16 protein-coding genes are annotated in these 15,754 nt (G+C 30.3%); all 16 read right to left on the bottom strand.

What is annotated here, in order from left to right; genetic code table 11:
* Positions 1–33: 33 nt before the first annotated feature.
* The 16 genes from B7695_RS08470 to cpsA are packed head-to-tail and all read right to left on the bottom strand — an operon-like array spanning position 34 to position 15,679.
* Positions 34–1,491, bottom strand: a complete 1,458-nt coding sequence (locus B7695_RS08470) for a flippase (RefSeq protein ID WP_084891090.1) — start codon at positions 1,489–1,491, stop codon at positions 34–36.
* A gap of 12 nt (positions 1,492–1,503) precedes the next feature.
* On the bottom strand, positions 1,504–2,469 hold the full coding sequence (locus B7695_RS08465; protein ID WP_084891088.1) for a hypothetical protein: 966 nt from the start codon (positions 2,467–2,469) through the stop codon (positions 1,504–1,506).
* Positions 2,470–2,497: 28 nt separating this feature from the next.
* On the bottom strand, positions 2,498–3,553 hold the full coding sequence (locus B7695_RS08460; RefSeq protein WP_084891086.1) for an acyltransferase family protein: 1,056 nt from the start codon (positions 3,551–3,553) through the stop codon (positions 2,498–2,500).
* Positions 3,554–3,576: 23 nt separating this feature from the next.
* Positions 3,577–4,623 (bottom strand): glycosyltransferase, encoded by a 1,047-nt coding sequence (locus tag B7695_RS08455; protein ID WP_084891084.1) that lies wholly within the window; start codon positions 4,621–4,623, stop codon positions 3,577–3,579.
* Positions 4,616–5,494, bottom strand: coding sequence for a glycosyltransferase family 2 protein (locus B7695_RS08450; protein ID WP_084891082.1), 879 nt, complete (start codon positions 5,492–5,494; stop codon positions 4,616–4,618). Before B7695_RS08450 ends, B7695_RS08455 begins: the two co-directional genes overlap by 8 nt.
* Positions 5,487–6,584: a hypothetical protein gene (locus B7695_RS11280; protein ID WP_084891080.1), complete on the bottom strand. Its 1,098-nt coding sequence runs from the start codon at positions 6,582–6,584 to the stop codon at positions 5,487–5,489. The genes B7695_RS08450 and B7695_RS11280 overlap by 8 nt, the downstream gene beginning before the upstream one ends.
* Complete coding sequence (locus B7695_RS08440; RefSeq protein WP_084891078.1) at positions 6,562–7,686, bottom strand: glycosyltransferase; 1,125 nt, start codon at positions 7,684–7,686, stop codon at positions 6,562–6,564. Before B7695_RS08440 ends, B7695_RS11280 begins: the two co-directional genes overlap by 23 nt.
* The gene (locus B7695_RS08435) at positions 7,676–8,767 is read right to left on the bottom strand and encodes a glycosyltransferase family 4 protein (RefSeq protein WP_239822278.1); all 1,092 of its coding nucleotides are present in this window, start codon (positions 8,765–8,767) and stop codon (positions 7,676–7,678) included. The genes B7695_RS08440 and B7695_RS08435 overlap by 11 nt, the downstream gene beginning before the upstream one ends.
* Before the next feature lie 24 nt (positions 8,768–8,791).
* Positions 8,792–9,763, bottom strand: a complete 972-nt coding sequence (locus B7695_RS08430; protein ID WP_084891074.1) for a capsular polysaccharide synthesis protein — start codon at positions 9,761–9,763, stop codon at positions 8,792–8,794.
* Positions 9,756–10,592 (bottom strand): LicD family protein, encoded by an 837-nt coding sequence (locus tag B7695_RS08425; protein ID WP_084891072.1) that lies wholly within the window; start codon positions 10,590–10,592, stop codon positions 9,756–9,758. Before B7695_RS08425 ends, B7695_RS08430 begins: the two co-directional genes overlap by 8 nt.
* Positions 10,593–10,643: 51 nt before the next feature.
* On the bottom strand, positions 10,644–11,435 hold the full coding sequence (locus B7695_RS08420; RefSeq protein WP_084891070.1) for a DUF4422 domain-containing protein: 792 nt from the start codon (positions 11,433–11,435) through the stop codon (positions 10,644–10,646).
* A gap of 1 nt (position 11,436) precedes the next feature.
* Complete coding sequence (locus tag B7695_RS08415; protein WP_158086402.1) at positions 11,437–12,063, bottom strand: sugar transferase; 627 nt, start codon at positions 12,061–12,063, stop codon at positions 11,437–11,439.
* Between the two features lie 16 nt (positions 12,064–12,079).
* A complete protein-coding gene (locus B7695_RS08410; protein ID WP_084891067.1) occupies positions 12,080–12,781 on the bottom strand; it encodes a tyrosine-protein kinase in 702 nt (233 codons plus the stop codon).
* A 10-nt stretch (positions 12,782–12,791) separates the two neighbouring features.
* Entirely contained in the window at positions 12,792–13,484 is a 693-nt protein-coding gene (locus B7695_RS08405) for a CspC family polysaccharide chain length determinant protein (protein WP_084891065.1), read from the bottom strand.
* Between the two features lie 8 nt (positions 13,485–13,492).
* Positions 13,493–14,224, bottom strand: a complete 732-nt coding sequence (gene cps4B, locus B7695_RS08400; RefSeq protein WP_084891063.1) for a capsular polysaccharide biosynthesis protein Cps4B — start codon at positions 14,222–14,224, stop codon at positions 13,493–13,495.
* Positions 14,225–14,230: 6 nt separating this feature from the next.
* The gene (gene cpsA / locus B7695_RS08395) at positions 14,231–15,679 is read right to left on the bottom strand and encodes an LCP family glycopolymer transferase CpsA (protein WP_084891061.1); all 1,449 of its coding nucleotides are present in this window, start codon (positions 15,677–15,679) and stop codon (positions 14,231–14,233) included.
* Positions 15,680–15,754: the final 75 nt, after the last annotated feature.

Genomic DNA, 15,754 nt, shown 5'->3' with positions numbered 1-15,754 from the left:
CTCCTTTAAAATTACATTTTCAAAAATATTTAGTTAAATTTTTTTTAATTTTTTATAAAAATTTTCAAGAAAATTAATAATGAAATCATCCTTTAATAATACTAGAATCACAGCATAACTTCCGAAGAAAATAATTCCTTCCACACATAATAACCAAAAATAACTTAGTTGTAAGTTCTTTGCAAGAATCATTCCTAAAGTACTTATACCTACAGTAAATAGATAGCGTATCCCAACTATTTGATGTATTATTTTAAAGAGTAAATCTCTCGTATAGTAAATCTGAACACATAAAACAACGAATTCAGCAATCATAGTGGCAAACGCTGCTCCACTTACACCATAAGATGGAATTAAAATGAAGTTTAGTAGTAAATCTATTAACGCTCCTGAAGTCACTGAAAGTAATACGTACTTTTCTTTTTCTAAAGGTGTTAATACTTGAATACCTAATACACCCGTAAGTGCATTAGGAATAACTGCAAACATTAAAAATTGCATTCCTATAACAGCACCCAAATATCCCTCCCCAGCAAGTAGCAAAATACTTTCCTTTGATACTGAAATAAAGAATACTGACAATGGAAGCGATAAGAATAACGTAAAGTTCAAAGCTTTTGTCATGATTTCCAAAAAACGATCCTTCATTTGATTATTAGCATAGTAGGACATTCTTGGGAGCAAAACATTTCCTAATGAAGTAACAACACTCAAGAGAATCCCCTTTAGTTTTGTTGCTGCAGTATATAATCCCACATCATATGTTCCTTTCATACTTCCTAGCATAACGGTATCAAGATTCGTATAAATCGACACTACCAATGTCTGAGCAAATAAAATCAAAATCGGCTTTATATGTGGTTTAAAATGATAAATTTCTGTCTTTTTAAATGATATATATTTAAATAATCGTTTAAAATTTAAAATATTTGATCCCACACTAGCAAAAACAGAAACTCCTGCATACATAATATAATCCTCAGGACTATGGATAAGTAAGAAAATCATAGCTAATGATAAAAGTCTGAAGAAAATCGATCTAATAGTAATATAATCATATTGTTCAATTGCTTGAAAAAACCAACCAACTCCTATAACATTTAATAGTATTCCTATTGCATTGATATAAAATAATTCTTTATAGACGTACATTGACGGTAAAGTAAACAACATTATAAAATATGCAATGAGTACTAAAAATACAAGAATTACATTAATAATCAATAGTTCTTGGACAATGGTAGATAATTTTCTTTTATCATCACGTACTTTTGCTGCAGCACGTATGCCATACGTTGGAATACCAAGTGAAGCAATCATCATAAAATAAGATACAATAGATGATACATATGCTACAGTACCATTCGCCTCAACTTGAAGTACTCTAGAAACATAGGGAAAAGTTAACAACGGAAAGATGAAATTTGAAACAGTCAAAATAAAATTCATTATAAAATTATATCTGATGGATTTAACTTTATAACTTGTCATATTATCCCTCATCTAAATAGAAAATTTTTCTGGATGTTCTTTATAATACTCGAACATAGCCTTATTCTGAGGACCAAACGATAAATGTCCCACAACCACATTTTCACTAACCATCAATGGCTTTGAATTCAAGATACAAAAATTACAAATTTGGACTTCATCCACTCCAAGCCCAACTCCCTCAAACTCAACATTAAAATGATCCATCAATTCCCATAAGCTTCTCTCAAATAAAATTGCACCGATACTGAAACGAATTGCACACGGATTTACTTTTTTCTCTTCTTTTGAAAATTGTGCATTCAATGTATCTATGGTAGGAATTACTTCTCCATCGCCCCAGAAAAACTTCGCTACTTCTGGATTACTCTCTATAAAACGAGGCTGTCCAGCTATAAATTTCGATTTTTCTCCAAATTTTTCATAATAAACATCTTCCAAGCCTAATTTTTGTAGGATTCTTTTATGACCATATCCATTAACAGGAATTAGAGGAGCTACCACCCCGGGTGCATAATCCCCTTCTTGTGCTAAAATATATGCTTCTTTTAAATTTTCAAAATAATGTTCTGTAATAAAAATATCTTCATCAATTTTATAAATATATTGTGCTTGAGGATGTAGATTAATAGCTACGTTTTGAATTAAAGATATATTGTTCTGCTCCGTACTCAAATACGACCAATTATTTTCTTCACAAATTTGGTTTAATTTTTCTGAATAGATGCCAGAAGATAGAACACAAATATCCATTGATTCTGGTGCAAATTCATTTACTCTTCCTAGCACATCGTCATATAGAAATTCTTTATATCCCGCTAATATGATACATAAATCTTTACTATCTTTTTTACGGTCAATAAATTTCCCTGTATATTTAAATTTTTTTTCTAAACGATATTGATTCTTTTTCCCTTGTAATTGTTTATAAATTCCTTTAGTAAGATGACTCTTTTTAAGAAACTTTTTAATATCCATTTTTTCTCCTTTAATTTCTATAAATTTTTTAATTCACTAACCATTTATACTTCGGAAATAGTTTTTTAAATGCTAAAGTAATCACCAAGCTTAAAATTAATGTTACCAAAAATCGAAAAATTACCATTAAAATAATTCCATGAGGTGTAATCATTAAATCCTCAGCAACAATAAAGCCCCACTTTAATATCAAATAATTAAGAGTGTCCGAAAAAATATAAATTCCTAGACCATTGACTAAAATAAGCTGGTATATTCTGGTATTCATCCATTTTGTGTTTATTGTTAAATAATAAGCAATGGTATAAGTTACTAAACTTCCATACACTGCTAAAATTTCTACAAGTACCTTTGAAAGAATAATCGAGTATCTCTTAATACCCAAATTCATGAAAATGAACAAAACAAATCCGATTAAGAGGAAATATACAAATTTCTTGGTATGATTCAATAAATGGTTGTATACTTCCCTTTTTTGTTCAAATTTAAAGCCAATCGCAAAATAAAATAAAAATTGAAACGAACTTTTTATTAAAGGAACATTAATTTTATAACTGATTAAATGAAGTACAAATAGGAATAGTAACATTCCAACTCCCGTATCTCTTCTCAAGACAAAGTATGCAATCATAAAAATAATAAACAATGCGAATAAATACCACAGATGAGTATTTCCAAATAAAAACAGTTGACCAAGAATGGCATTCAAAATACTCGTTTGTTCAAAATAATTTGAAATATATTTTACAGGAAGCGTATATAAGATTGTAAAAACAAGAAAGGGGATTAGTAGTCTTCTATATTTATTTTTGAATAAAGTGAAAAGACTCTGCCACTTATTTTTTTCAACTTGAATTCTAAAAAATGCCCCAGATATAGCCATAAATAATGGCATATGGAAATAGTAGATAATTTCTGTTAATACATTCAAACCCCTTATTACTATAAGTGAATGATTGTTATTTATATAGTACTGATAATTAATCCCACCAAAATTTGTTGTGATAACATAATATGTACTATGTCCTAATACTACCAATAATATTGTGAGTACTTTTAAAAAATTATATTCTTCTTTTTTCAATCTTAGTTTCCTTCAATAGTTATTTAATTCTTATCTTCTCTAAGTAATTTTATACTTTTATCGATAGCATTACTTGTGTAAAATCCTTCTCTAACTTTTTCAGATAATCTTTCAATATTTTCCTTTAAAAGTACATATTGTTCTTCCGACATATTACTAATTATTTCTTGCATTTCTATTAAATCGTCTACTACAATCCCAATATTATTTTTTTTAACAAAATCACTCAAGGCAGATTGTTTCCAAACAATAACCGGTATTTTTGAAGCTATAAATAACGACACTTTATGAGGATTATTGTATTTCAAATACTCCCCAGTGATCCCTGAACAAGTTAATATAGAATTGCCATCCCAAACTAATCCAAAATCACCTTCAAGTATAAAAGGAATTTTTTCAGGCGAAAAACTTCCTTTATATGATACATAATCATTATTGTTAGTCGATGAAGTAAAATTAGGTCCATATAAATTAAATTTTATTCTATTTTCATTTTTTAATAACTCAGTTAAATAACCACTTTTTTGAGGTGAAAGATTCCCTGCAATTACAACTGTTTTATCAAAAGATGCTTTTTCTTTATTAAAATTATCCAGTAAATAATCAAAAACACCGAGTACAACTATTTTTTCACTGTCAATCTTATTTTCTATTAAAAACTCCTTCATTCGTTGGTTATGACAAATAATCACATCAGCATTTTTAATATACTGTTCCTTAGAAATTAGATTTTTTTTATTTCCCGAATACCTTAATGACTCTAAATCGTTCATTAAAAAGATCATTTTAGCTTTTTTATATTGTAGTAATTTCATTAAAAAATTTTTTAGTTTCCCATGAGTAGCAAAAGGAAATTGAAATATCACAATATCATTACTTCTAATTCTAATAAGACACAACAGAAGTTTAAACGCATAATCAAATATTCTTACTATCTTACTATTTTTTTTTAATGTTACTAACGGTTTAAATTTATAGTCTTGAAATATTTTCTGTAAATCATTTGGAGCTTTTGTGGCTGCTGTTGAATCACTACCAAACTCTTCATGAATATAATATAAGTTACTCATTTTTTACCTTCTTAACAATTTTTCTAATTCTAGCCATCATTACTACCATATATACTAAAATTAGAGGCTGTTCAAGATTAATAGCAGTTTGCTTAATACTTTGGTTTCTAATTTTATGATAGTTATAGATCATCCCAAATTTTCTCTTTAATGTAAAATCAATTTGTAACAATTCCTTGGTCATCATTTGATGTGCAACTGGGTTATTAAATAAAATTTTTTCACTATTTTTGGTTAATCCGTCCTCTAAATAGTCACAAAAATAAATTATGTCATTAAACCAACGTAATTTATATCCTCTTCTTGCAACTTCATTCCATAAAACAACTTCACTCATAAAGTTTTCTCCATCTACCACTGGAAACTTAATACTCTTTAAAATATCTGTTCGATATACTTCTGCCTTATCTCCTAAAATATTATGTTTAGCTCGATGTAAATTGTCACAATCTATATATGTACCTTCAAAGGTCTCTCCAACTATTCTTTTTTTAGAGAAACCTCTATTGAATGCTATACCTGCAAAACTGTTATCAAAAGCAATTCCAGAATAGTTATTGAAAATTTTCTCAATAGCATCATCTGTCAATGAATCATCGGAATCAACGATGAAGAATAGCTCCCCTTTAGCTAAATCCAAACCATGATTAATTGCTCTGTGCTTACCCCCATTTTGTTGATAAAAATATCGTATTTCAAAATCTGCCTGTTTCTTAAATGTTTCAACAAGCTCACCTGTCTGATCTATTGAACCATCATCTACAATAAGCCATTCAAAATGTTTATTTGTTTGACTGTTTAATGAATGAAACAACTTATTCATTAAATACCCTCTATTAAAAGTTGGTGTAAATACGGTAATTTTATTCATTAATACTTTCCTTCCTTTTTCCTAAATAATCAAAAAATAATATTGGAAATAGAAATACGGTGTAACCATAGCTCTCAAACATTAGAGAAATAAATACACTAATCAGTAGAATACTTTCTCTTAGTGTAAATGAGTATTCTTTTATTCTAGAAAAAATAAATATCAAAAATAATACAAAAAAAATAATTCCTTTTTGTAAGAGCAATCCTATATAACCACTGTCAATTATGACTGTTCCTTGAACTAATGAGACAATTGCATCAATTCTTTTGCCAAATAAACTAATCCCATATTCTCTAAAAAATATATAACTACTAAAAATTCGATTAGTGAACAATTTATTTAAAAATTGAAAAATGCTATTGGCTTCAAAATTAATTGACATTAGAGTTATAAACAAAACAGACATAGTAATGGCTAAATTAATAAAAAAACTATTTAACGGTCTATTTAACTTACCCATTTTATCAAAAAAGTAACAAAGGAGAATTACTAAAATACTTATATATCCTGAAGTTCTAGAGTCTGCTAACTGTAATACCCATAAATTCATCAATAATAAAAATAAATAAAAGAAGGATTTAAATCGTTTTATTTCAAAAAGATTTAAACTACAAACCGTTAATGAATAAATCATTAACCCTAATGAATTCGGGTGTACAAAACCTAAACTATTCCTAATACCACCATTTGATCTATATATTACAAAATTACTAATATAGCCAAAATGGGACAATAATATAATTGTTAACACGAATACTGCAAGTGTAATGAAATGTATTTTGAAAAAATTTTTATTATCTTTTAATATAATTGTATATAATAAGAAGAAGTACGGTATTTCTAGAAATGTAAAACCATTAAAAAGATTTAAAATAAATGTTAAAAAAAACAATATTAAGGAAGTTAGTTTTAATCCATTTATTCCATACTTAAGACTATGCATCATAAACAGGAATAATATACATATAAAGATTACAATCGAAATTCCATCAATTCTGTCAATATTTACAAATTTCAGTAGATACAATATTGTTAACAGAGAAAAAATTATATTGAACAATGTGTTATATTTTTCTTCGAATTTCAAAACTTCCACTTCCTTTCTTAAATATCTCTAAAAATTTGTAATAAGCTTCTTCATTAAAATTAAAATGAACATTAGCAAAGTTATTCGCAATGACTTTCTCTAGCCCTTTTGCTAATTCGTTACTCGTATGCTCTACCTGGATTACTTCGAAATATTCTGCCATAACCTCAGAACCTTGAGTTTTTGTTGAAATACTAGGAATGCCTAAAACAGCTGCTTCTGCTAATACATAACTAAAAGACTCTGATACTGAACTTTGAATTAACCCCACACTATTCTTTATATATTTATATGGATTAGATTGAAAACCTAATAATTTTATATATTGGCTCTCTCCTAGATTGTTAATTTGATTCTTTAAATGATCATATAAACTACCATCTCCCAAAATAATTAAATGATATTGTGAATACTTTTTTCTGAATAGATGAAAAGCATTTATTAATAATTCAAAATTTTTAACAAGTTCCAATCTTCCTATCGCACAAAAATAAGGAGTATTCTCTAATTCTATTTCCTCGTTACTTAAATTTTTTATTTCATCAATGTTAAGTAAGTTAGGAATTACTTCTAAACTTGTCTTTGGAAAATTTTCCTCAAAGGATTCTTTTTGGGGAGTAGAAACAGCCAAGATTGAATTAAACTTTTGATAACAAGTCAATTCTTCTTTATAATTTTTAAACGATCGTTTTGAATACCAATTTTTTGAGAAATCGCAATGGATATAAGCCAGTTTTAAGCTGTCTTTATTCGATGATCCCGCTATGATTTTTGTTGGTTTTCCTTCTATATATGCAAATTCATAATCAAATTTTTCATTTTTAAAAATACTTCTCTGTATAATCCATCTATTCACAAATGACGGTGGCAATAACTTAACAAGCTTATTTACTATTTTTTCAATAATAACTGGTGTATTCTTTCTAATAAAATAATCAATCCTTAAATGACTTAATTTTGAGCCATAAAAATTATTTTTTTCCGTATATACTAGAATGCTAATTTCAAACATACTTTCAAATTCTTGAACAAAGTTAACAAGTGATTTTTCAGCTCCTCCACCTGTTAAACTAGTTATACAAATTAACATTTTAGGTTTCAAAATTATTCCCTCCAGTCATTTCCTCAATTAAATCAATCCACTGTTGAATTATTCTATCTTTATCAAATTTATCCATATTATCCTTGGCATGTTTAGCGAAGGAAGTTCGCAAGTTCGAATCTTCCATCAATTCAAGTAGTCTCTCACTCATCTTATCGGTATCATAACAATCTATTAGATAACCATTGACCCCATCTTCAACAATCTCATTAGGTCCCGTTGGACACCTGAAGCTAACAATAGGAAGATTGTATTGTTGAGCTTCTAACAATACCAAGGGTAATCCTTCATAACGAGAAGTCATGACATAAATTCCTTTATCTCCATAAATCATATCCTGATTTTTTTCAAGACCTTTAATGACTAACTTACCTTGCAAATCATTTTTGATGATTAAATCCTTGATTTTATCTACCTCATCTTGATTACCAGAACCATAAATTTCCCAAGTCCAGTCAGTCTTTTCTTTCAGTACTTTCTTAGCAACTTGAACAAGATAATCATAGCCCTTTTGATAATCGAAACGACCCACTGTAACAATTTTCATTGACTCATCATTATAAGATACATTGGAAAGACCATCTTCTTTCCAATTATAGATGTAATCAATTTTTCCCTCAGAAATACCATATTTTTTTATATAATTTCTACGATCTTCTTGTGTGAGAGTAATAATCTTATCTGCAAGCTTTGCTCCAACATATCTTTGGATTTTCTTAACTTTAGTATCAATGTCAACTATTGAGTTTGTGTGGTCACAAGAAATAAATCTTGTTTTTAAACCAATAGTACTTGTTACACCCACAATATTCATAGTCATTCCTATTCCGAAAAGGACTTCAATATTTTTTTCTTTAATATATGATCTTAATAACTTCACTGCCTTAACAAAGTGCTTACTCATTGATATCTTTTGTGAAGATAAATTTTTATAACGAACTACACTACTTAGCGGAAAAAATATTTCTTCAGTACTAATGACTGAAATTAAATGGACTTCATATACTTCTGATAATTCATTAGCAATGTTTGTAGCAACCTTCAATCCACCATCGGTACCATTTATAATCCACTTAACCAAAGCTATCTTCTTCATTTTTTACCATCATTTCAATTTACTTTTAATTAAGGCTGAGTAATAATTCTCAGAATCACATTTTATTTTTGTATCTAATTTATAAGTCGTTTTAAAAATTTTCGTATTTTCTGAAATATGTTTCCATATGTTCCTATCAAATTTTTCAGAAAAATGATTTTCAAGCCAAAACAAATTCAGATTTGTTGATTCTAATTCCAGCATTTGTTTTTTTATCTCGGTATTTGTATCAAATGCTATATCAAAAATATAGTCAATCAATAAATAATCAATGACATAATCAAATTTTTTAAAATATTCAAAGAAAAAATCACGAGTAAATTCGTATAACGAACTATTCCCTGATAATAAAAAAGTCTTCCATCGATTCTTGGAAACATTTGGAGAATAATCTGTCATCTCACCTGTCTTTATTGTAAAATAAGATTTAGAAAAGTTATCCCATTTAAAAGACGAATGAATGAACACTGTTGAATCAATCCAAGTTCCACCATACTGCGAAAGAAGACAAACACGTATCATATCTGAAATATTTGCAATTGAAATATAACCTTTTTTAATTTTTAATTTTAGATATTCAGGAATTTTAACATAGCGCTCAAAGGTGGATTCGTCTAAACAATAAAATTCAAAACCATTTTCATGAGCTAATTTTTTCATATTATCTAAACAGTACTTTACAATTTCAGGAGCATTATCATAACCTTGCCACCACAATGTCCAAATAATTTTTTTATTTTCGAGATTATCTTGAGTAAAATTATAATTTTCTACAAATTCATCAAAATGTAGTTTTAGAAATTCTTTTGTTTTCTGGTGACGTTTTTCGCAAAAAAATCTTGCTTGATTTTCACCTATCACGTTTGGTACTTGTCCCAAAAATTTTCCTAAAAGTTGCCAATTTAAAACATTTGAAGGAAAATATTTTTTCTTATTTTTAATATCTAAATAGTAAGCTTGTGCTTTTCTAATCTTACTCACCTATACTCTCTCCTAAACTTATAACTCTATATTGATGAGGAAGTCTTTGTTCAATTGGAGGTAATGTCATATAATTATTACCATATATTGCTTTGAGGTAATCTTGATATTTATTTGGACAGTTCAGTTTTATTCCTTCAAAATCTAATTTAACAGGTTCACCAAAATAACAACTTGGTACTAACTCACGAAGTTTATATGCCCCTGTAAAATTACCTGCATAACCCTCCATCACTGAATATTTCTTTATAGCTTTTATATATTTGTGTTGTTGTTTTTCAAACGATAAAATATTTTCTATTTTTAAACGATCTGCTATTTTGATTATCAATTTTTCATGCCAAGGTCTATCAGCTTTATTCTGATTTACAATACTATTAAATTGAGATAATTGAACCATCATTCGTCTATATAAATACCGTTTTTCATGAATTTTTTTCTTTATGCCTTTGCTGGGTAAGCCATCTATTGGAAATATATCAATCCACAAACTTTCTTCTTGTTCGACATTACTATAATTCATCATGATTTTTGTTGATGTGTCTCTAATTACAGAAAATGCTTTTCTATATCCTGGTGTATCCTCACTCAAAAACTGATACTTACCATTAATTTGTTCAGTAGCAATTTGTTTAAATCGTTCATAATCCTCTCTTGGCATACCTAAATCTATATCATCATCCCAAGGTATAAAGCCCTTATGCCTCACAGCACCTAACAAGGTTCCACCCAAGGCATAATATGTCAGGTCATTATTTTCACAGATATCTATAAATAATTTTAACAACTCTATAATTTTACTCTGAATAATTTCTATCTCTGATTTCATTTATTGACCAATTTCTCTCAATCTTTTCTAGTAAAATAGTCTATATAATTATTAGAAACTCTGTCCATATTTCTTTCCAAAAAATTTCGCCATTAAAAATGACATTCCTTTTTTAAACAAGTCAACCTTTTCCATGTACATAAAAGGGACTTCCTTAATCTTTAGATTGTTTTTATCTAACCACACATTAAATAGTAGTTCACTAACTCTTCCAAATAATCTAGCCTCAAAATCAGTTAAATCTGATAAATCCATACTTTCATACATACTATCCAAAATAGGAAATAGCCAAGAAAAATAATCGTCTGCCAGTTCTTTTTTCATAATGAACATGTTAAACATGTATCCGCTTCTTTGCTTCATTACCTTATCAAAACTAAAAAGATATTCTGGATTCTTCATTTCAATCATTTTTCTAGCTAAATCTAAATGAGTACCATCAAAAGTATGATCGTAATGAGAATAAAGAGTTTCAATATAATATTTTCTTTTTTTAGGAACAATGATATCTGCGTTCTCTAACAATTTCTCAACTTCAAATCTATTTAAAATTACATCATCAATATTTATTGATTCATTGTACCCTCTAGTCATTTTAGTAAAATAACGACGATAATGTACTAAACCTAGATAATCACAATCTAAGTTTTTCCAAGCCCAAAACAAGCCAGTTAATTCACAATAATAAGGGTTTAAATTAGAAATATTTTCTCCTGAATTGTCACCTTGAAATCCTAAATTTTTCTTCCCTTCACATCCTACATGAATTGGTAGATACATACTTGTATCACTGGGCATTTTATATTTCTTATGTGTAGCTACTAATATTTTTATATTCTTCATATTAATTATTATTACCCATTAAAACTGTATAAAATCCCTTCAAAATAAGCAAAAAATCAGTCTTTAAAGATACATTCTCAATATATAATAAATCTAGATCCATTCTATCACCAAAAGGCATGTCATTTTTATTTGGCGTAACTTGCCAATAACAAAGCAAACCAGGTTTCACAGACAATCTTTTAGACATCTTTAAAGCATTACCCATTTCTTTATGGGTAAGAATATGATGAGTGATCTCAAATTGTTGTAATGGACGAGGTCCCACTATAGCCATATCACCTTTTATAATATTCAATAATTGAGGTAATTCATCAATTGAAAGTTTTCGTATCACTTTACCGACTTTTGTAGCCATACTTTGAGAATGTTCTTTAAAATTTAGACGATCAGTTTTACCACTATTAATACTTTCCTTTATTCTCTGATCAGCATCTTTATACATGCTCCGAAACTTTATTACTTTGAATTTTTTTCCATTTAAACCAACTCTATCTTGTAAATAGAAAACATCTCCTGGATCTTCTATCCAAATAGCCAGAATCGTTATAGGAATAATCGGTATGATTATCAAGGTAATAAATAGAAAAAACGCCAAAAATCTATCTAAAGTATCTTTTAAAATCAAATACATTTTTAACTAATTATTTCTTCCCATAAGCTCCATAGGAACCATAGACTCCATAAGCTCCATAAGCTCCATATTTTTCAACTTCTGTGTTAAATTTATTTAGAACTACACCTAAACATGGAATTCCTGTTTGTTCTAACTGTTCTTTAGCCTTTAAGACATCACGTCGTTTCGTCTCTCCAGCTGCCGTTACCAAGATAGAAGCATCACATTTTTGCGTAATGATGGTAGCATCAATGACCATCCCAATCGGTGCCGTATCGACAATGACATAGTCAAAATACTTACGCAAGGTATCAATCATGGTATGGAAATTTTCACTCTGCAGGAGGGCTGTTGGATTAGGTGATACAGAACCTGCCTGAATAACAAATAAATTTTCAACATTGGTATCACAAAGTCCATGAGAGAGGTCTGCGGTCCCTGCCAAAAAGTCAGTCAATCCAGTAATTTTTTCTCTTGACTTGAAGACACCAGACATAACTGAGTTACGGATATCCGCATCTACTAGTAATGTTTTATAGCCTGCACGCGCAAGAGCCCAGGCGATATTAGTTGACGTTGTAGACTTCCCTTCACCAGGTTTGACAGATGAAATGGCAAGAACTTTCAAATCATCACCACTTAATTGAATATTGGTGCGTAAAGCATTATAGTGTTCTTCAGCTTTTTTGGCAAAAACCAAATGCTTTTGTGCGATTTCTAATGTTGGCATATTTTCTCCCTTATTTTAACTTATTCAAATCTGGAACAATTCCTAAAAGTGCAACCTGCATTACTTCTTCCACATCTTCTGGTCGTTTAACACGATCGTCCAATAATTCAAGTAATAAGATCAAAATAACCATCACTGCCCCACCTGCTAGAAAAGCAAGTAAGGTATTTCGACGAATATTAGGTGAGGATGGTGTTAGGGCTGGTCTCGCTTCCTCTAGTGTAGTCACATCTGATACACGAGTAACTTTAATAATTTTTTCAGCAGCCACCTCACGAAGAGCATTGGCGATACGACTGGCCTCTTCTGGTTGATCATCCTTTACAACAATTGATACAATACGAGTATCCACAGGCACTGTTACTTGAATCTTCTTGCTTAATCCTTTGCCTGATTGCTCTAATTTAAGATTTGAAATGACTTTCTCCAGTACATCTTGCGAAAGGATAATTTCCTTATAGTCTTTTACTAGGTAAGTACCAGCCTGCAAATCCTGGTTGGTCAACCCTGCATTTTCTGATTGATTCCTATTGACCACATAAATCCGTGTCGTACTCGAATACTCAGGTGTCAGTACAAAACTACTTACACCAAAAGCAACTAAAGCCGCCACAATCGCCGTTAGGATAATAGCGATTTTTTTCTTCCAAAGAACTTTAAATAATTGAACAACATCAATTGCGATTTCTTTATTTTCTTTCATGTCAACTCCTAAATAATTTGATCAGCTAAGATGAAGCGAGGATTTTCGATAAATAATTCTCTTGCCTTTCTTTCACCGTATTGTTTTGAGACGATCTCATAGGCTTCTTTCATATAAGGCGGTCTTTGGTCTAAATTGTGCATATCACTAGCAACAAAATGTACCAAGTCATGCTCTAGAAAATAGCGAGCTCGTTTCTTCATAAATTTATATTTATCCCCAAATAACTTTGGTTTTAAAATGCTTGAACTATTGATTTGAGTGTAGCAACCCATATCAATCAATTCTTTTACCCGTTTTTCGTTATTTTCTAATTCATGGTAACGTTCAATGTGGGCAACTACAGGCGTTATCCCAAGCATGAGAAGATTACTCAAAGCAGTATGGATTTCCCGATATGGGGTAGCCATACTAAACTCAATGAGTGCGTATCGCGTTCCATTGAGACTTGGGATCACCTGTTTTTCTAACTTCTCAAGCACATCATGTGTATAATAAATTTCTGCTCCATAGAGAATGGTCAAGTCCGGAGCCACTTCCTTGGCTATCTCCTTAACTTCTTGGAAATTTGTTGCTATTGTCTCCTCAGGAGTTTCAAACATTCCTTTTCGTCTATGTGATGTCGATACAATAGTCCTTACCCCTTGCCTATAGGCTTCTGTCAGAAGCGCCTTGCTTTCTTGCTTCGTTTTAGGACCATCATCCACACCAAATACAATATGCGAATGAATATCAATCATTTTGTCTTATTTTCCTTCCATCACATCATTGATTGTAGCCTTGACTGACTCTAAACTGCTATCACTTATCTCCATCATGTAGAGGTTACTGTCAGGCATGGCATAGGATGGCAAATCCATACGCCCTGTTCCTTTAAGATCTTGCGAATTGATCTTATAAGTTCCACCACTCTCTAGCTGGGCATTAACTAAATTCATCATAGTTTCAAGCGGCATATTGGTTTGAATTGAATCTTGTAGACCCTTTATAATACTGTCATAATTTTTCAAAGCTTCTGTCGAGGTTAACTTTTGCAGAATTGCAACAATGACCTTTTGCTGGTTGCGACCACGATCTCGATCTCCATCTGCCAAAGAATAACGCTCACGTACAAATCCAAGAGCGTCTTTTGAATCCAAATGTAATGTACCTACCGGATAATTTTGCCCATTATTTGTATGTGCATTAAACTCTTGATCATTATAGACATCCACCCCACCAAGGAGATCAATCAATTTCAAGAAAGAGGTGAAATTCAAACGAGCATAATAGTTCAAGTCAATACCGTAGAGATTTTCCAGTGTGTGAATGGAAGCATCTACCCCATAAATCCCCGCATGGGTCAACTTATCCTTTTGGTTGTTACCACCATCTGCAATTGGAACATACGAATCACGAGGTGTTGTTGTCAAGAGAATCTTTTTAGTTTCACGATTAACTGTCATAATGATATTGACATCCGAACGAGAAACCGAACTGATTGGACCATAAGTATCAATTCCACTGATATAAACGTTGAAACTGTCACCTTTGACATCTTTTGGCGTTTCAACCGTCTTGGTTAATTCTTTGGTATAGATTTTCTTAATTTTTGAAGCATAGTCAGGATATTCTGATTCGATAATGTTTTCAAAGACACTGTTTAGAATGATTGCCTTTGTATCACCGGCTAGCAAGCTCTTATAAGCCGCAAGATAGGAGCTACTTTCTTCGACTGTCAATTCCTTATTTTGACTCGTCTTAATATCAGCGATTAGCTTTTGAATATTCTCATTATCCGTACCTGTTGGCCCCGTTACACTGGTCACTTGACTAATATTATCAATTGGACTATCTGATAATACAGCAATACTCATCGAATAATTTGAGTAGTTCGATGTTGTATTCAAATGACTGGTCAATCCAATGAACTGTCCCACTACAAACAGAGAAGTTCCGTTAATCAGAATACCTAATAACAACAAAATCATCGTCAAAGTTTTTACTTTTTTAAAGTAGATTAAAAAGAAGCACAAGATGGCTAAGACTACAATTAAGACAGCAACCACTATATTGAGATATCGGAAGGCTAGCATATTGTACTTGAAAATCAAAAACAATAAAAAGACCGCTAGTACAGCATAGATAGCTAGCAACCCCCAACTAATCATAATCTTTGTTTTACCCTGACGAGCTCGCTTCGAAGATCTACTCACGATATACCTCTATTATCAATTTTTATTTCATTTTATTATATCATAAAAAATACACTTGTGGGGTAAATCCACTTG

Source organism: Streptococcus mitis (genome assembly GCF_002096845.1).
GTDB classification, from domain to species: Bacteria; Bacillota; Bacilli; order Lactobacillales; family Streptococcaceae; genus Streptococcus; species Streptococcus mitis_A.
Note: the sequence above shows the minus strand (reverse complement) of the source record. Positions and strands in the feature narration are given on the sequence as shown.

What these genes read in the sequence shown, in the direction of transcription:
- B7695_RS08470 (WP_084891090.1), bottom strand. Translation starts at nt 1,491, where the DNA reads ATGACAAGTTATAAAGTTAAATCCATCAGATATAATTTTATAATGAAT.
- B7695_RS08465 (WP_084891088.1), bottom strand. Translation starts at nt 2,469, where the DNA reads ATGGATATTAAAAAGTTTCTTAAAAAGAGTCATCTTACTAAAGGAATT.
- B7695_RS08455 (WP_084891084.1), bottom strand. Translation starts at nt 4,623, where the DNA reads ATGAGTAACTTATATTATATTCATGAAGAGTTTGGTAGTGATTCAACA.
- B7695_RS08450 (WP_084891082.1), bottom strand. Translation starts at nt 5,494, where the DNA reads ATGAATAAAATTACCGTATTTACACCAACTTTTAATAGAGGGTATTTA.
- B7695_RS08425 (WP_084891072.1), bottom strand. Translation starts at nt 10,592, where the DNA reads ATGAAATCAGAGATAGAAATTATTCAGAGTAAAATTATAGAGTTGTTA.
- B7695_RS08420 (WP_084891070.1), bottom strand. Translation starts at nt 11,435, where the DNA reads ATGAAGAATATAAAAATATTAGTAGCTACACATAAGAAATATAAAATG.
- B7695_RS08410 (WP_084891067.1), bottom strand. Translation starts at nt 12,781, where the DNA reads ATGCCAACATTAGAAATCGCACAAAAGCATTTGGTTTTTGCCAAAAAA.
- B7695_RS08405 (WP_084891065.1), bottom strand. Translation starts at nt 13,484, where the DNA reads ATGAAAGAAAATAAAGAAATCGCAATTGATGTTGTTCAATTATTTAAA.
- cps4B (WP_084891063.1), bottom strand. Translation starts at nt 14,224, where the DNA reads ATGATTGATATTCATTCGCATATTGTATTTGGTGTGGATGATGGTCCT.